This window comes from Brachybacterium sp. SYSU DS0246, from assembly GCF_059391765.1.
The window spans coordinates 1-2,965 of record NZ_JBZXYT010000062.1; the positions used below are offsets into that span (position 1 = coordinate 1).

General features: G+C 70.7%; 1 protein-coding gene and 1 pseudogene. One reads left to right on the plus strand and one right to left on the minus strand.

The window, feature by feature from the left end:
• Positions 1 to 229 precede the first annotated feature (229 nt).
• A complete protein-coding gene (locus AC5020_RS16880) occupies positions 230 to 2,593 on the minus strand; it encodes a laminin G domain-containing metallophosphoesterase family protein (RefSeq protein ID WP_464989142.1) in 2,364 nt (787 codons plus the stop codon).
• 98 nt (positions 2,594 to 2,691) lie between these two features.
• Between AC5020_RS16880 and AC5020_RS16885 the strand changes: the two are divergent.
• Positions 2,692 to 2,965, plus strand: a pseudogene (locus AC5020_RS16885) (IS1634 family transposase); the annotation flags it as partial.

The window sequence follows — 2,965 nt, forward strand, 5'->3', positions numbered from 1 at the left end:
CCCCCCGCCCCTCCCGCCCGCCGGGCCCCGCGCCCGCCCCCCCCCCCCCCCCCCCCCCCCCCCCCCCGCCCCCCCCGCCCCCCCCCCCCCCCCCCAGGCCATCCCCTGCTCAGGCCGACGGGTCGGCCGCGGTCAACCCCGTAGACCGGTGCCCGACGGGGCGACGGGCCAGGTCACCGTGGCCATGAGCCCCGATGGGGCCGTGCCCCGGACCGCCCGGCCCGGAACCTCAGCTGCCGCCGTTGCCCTTGCCATGACCGTTGCCGTTGCCGTTGCCGTTGCCGTTGCCGTTGCCGTTGCCGTTGCCGTTGCCGTTGCCGTTGCCATGCCCATTGCCACGGCCGTTGCCGTGCCCGTTGCCCTTGCCGTCGGCCTCGACCGGGATGGTCACCTCTATGGCCTCGGAGCGGCGCTCACCGAAGCCCTGGTCCAGGGTCAGCACCGTCTCGGCGTCGGAGAGCCGGTCGCCGGGAACGGTGAGAGCCCAGGTGCCGTCGTCCGCCACCTCGGCTCTGAGGGTCTCCCCGCTGCCGGGCAGCACGGCGCGCACTTCGGCGCCCGGAGTTCCGGCGCCCTCGAGCACAGCGTCCTCACCGGCCGCGACCGCGGACTCTGGCTGCTGGGTCACCGCGAGCGTGCCCAGATCGGGACGAGCGGTCAGCCACTGGTCCTGGTCCAGGGGACGATCCGAGATGCGGGTCTCGCCCACGCAGCCGTGCCAGCCGTTGGTGGCCTCGTCGTCGACCCAGTCCGAACCGATGATCCAGGGCATGGACTCGTTGAAGGACTGGCCGAGGACGTCCTGGGACGTGCGCAGAACGGGCGCGCCGTTGACGTACATGACGATGTCCTCGGTGGCCGGATCGTTGACGATCGCGACGTGGTTCCAGGTGCCCGGGAGGATCTCCCCGGACCACGCGGTCTTGTCCCCGGCGGTCGCGTCCTGGCCGACGGTGGTGAACTGGTACTCGCGCAGGTTCGAGACGCCGAGGGCGGTGGGCGAGGCGGTGTAGTCCCACTGCGACCAGGGCATGCCCTCGATCTGGGAGCGGTTGCCGCTGCGCACCAGAGCCTTGCTCCAGCCGTTGGCGGACTCACTCCAGTCCTCGTCGATCTTCAGGAACGTCTCGATCGTGTAGCCACCGGAGAGGTCCGCGTTGTTGACCGCGGCCTCCGGGTCGGTGCTGAGGTAGCTGAAGCGCTCCCGGCTGGAGTCGTCGAAGCACACCGAGCTGCCCGAAGCCGAGTACCGCTGGGACTCGCGCTCGATACTGACGTCCTCGACCTGAGCCTCGCTGGACCCTGACTCCTCGAGGCTCACGCGGTGCAGGTCGCTGTCGCCGGCGGCATCCTCGATCACCGCGCCTTCCTCGAGGGTGCCCTCGGGGGCATCCATCCGCCAGTGGGCGAGGGTGCCTGGGGCGCGCACGTAGTCCTGGGCCGAGCCCGGCTCCTGCGTGCTGTTCTCGGGGACGCCGCTGAAGCCGTCGGTGACGAGGTCGACGGCGCGCTGGGACAGCGAGGGGTACAGCCCCTCCCCCGGCCCGAAGTCCGGCGCGAAGCCGGCGAAGCGCTCGGCGAAGTCGATGTCGACGTCGAAGCTCTGCCCCGGTCCGGTCAGCGCGGGCTGGTCGAACTGGGTGAGCTGGTCCTGGGACTTCTGGCCGACCCACGGAGAGACGGTCTCGCCGTGGATGCCGCCGCCGGTGAGGTCGAACTCGAGCAGGCCGAGGTAGCCGTTGCCGCCGTCCTGGGCCATCTGGAAATCGATGAGGATCTGGGTGACGTCGTGGCCGGCGTCGTTGGCGCGGGTGGTGACCGCGGCGCCGTGGTAGTGCCCGTTCAGGGTGAGGAAGATCTGGTCGTTGCCGGCGATCAGGCCATCCCAGAGCTGCTCGCCGTAGTCGCTGGTGAACCCCTGGCCCTCGGTGTCGATGGCGATGGTGTCGTGCGTGGTGAGGATGGCGGGGACTGTGGGGTGTGCATCCAGCACGCCCTGGGCCCACTGGAGGGTCTGCTCGGAGGCGCGCCAGGGCAGGGCGAGGACCAGGAACTGCTGGCCCTCGGCCTCGAAGAGGTGGAACTGGCTGAGGCCGGTGGGGTCGCTGCCGCCGAAGGTGGACTGCTGGGCGGCGCGCTCGGGGCCGAACCACTGGGCGAACGGCTCGGCGGCGAGGTCGTAGTCGGTGTCGGTGAGCTGGTCGTTCGAATCCAGCACGTCGTGGTTGCCGGGGAGGATGGAGTAGGGCATGCCCGCCTCCTCCAGGGTGGCCATGGCCTGGTCGGCCACTTCCCACTGCTCCTGGACGCCGGCCTGGTCCACGACGTCGCCGAGGTGCGCGGTGAAGGGGATGTTCAGCTCGTCGGCGTGATCGGCCAGCCACTGGGTCTGGACGTTGAAGGGATCGGTGCCGTAGTCGGGGATGAAGTTCGACTGGGCGTAGCGGGAGTAGAACTGCGTATCGGGCAGCACGGCGAGGCTGAAGCGGGAGCCCTCCTCCCCCTCCGCGTGCGCCGACGGAGCGGTCGGCGACCACAGCAGCGAGGTGGCGGCGAGGGCGAGGGCCAGCAGCAGCCAGCTGCTGCGGCGCATCAGGCCTGAGTTGGACCTCTTGAGCGAGGATCTGGTGGTTCAGCTGGTGTTCGTGCTGGTGAGGGGCTCGCGGTTGGCCGGGGTGACACACTAATGGGATGGTGTTTCTGCGGAAGGTGAGGACGGCGTCGGGAGCGACGGCCGTGCAGATCGCGGAGCGGAGGAACCGGCGGGACGTGGTCCTCAAGCATCTGGGGTCCGCGCATACCGAGGCCGAGCTCGCCGCGCTGATGAGCGCTGGCCGGGAGAAGATCCACACCGGCCAGGAGGTCCTTGACCTGGGGCTCGGGCGTGATCCACAGTCCGCGGTGGTGCACTCGAAGCGCTCGCGGCTGCTACTGGAGGTGCTCCGCGGCGCCTGGTACACGCTGG

Coding starts and splice junctions, on each gene's coding strand:
- AC5020_RS16880 (WP_464989142.1), bottom strand. CDS start 2,593: ATGCGCCGCAGCAGCTGGCTGCTGCTGGCCCTCGCCCTCGCCGCCACC.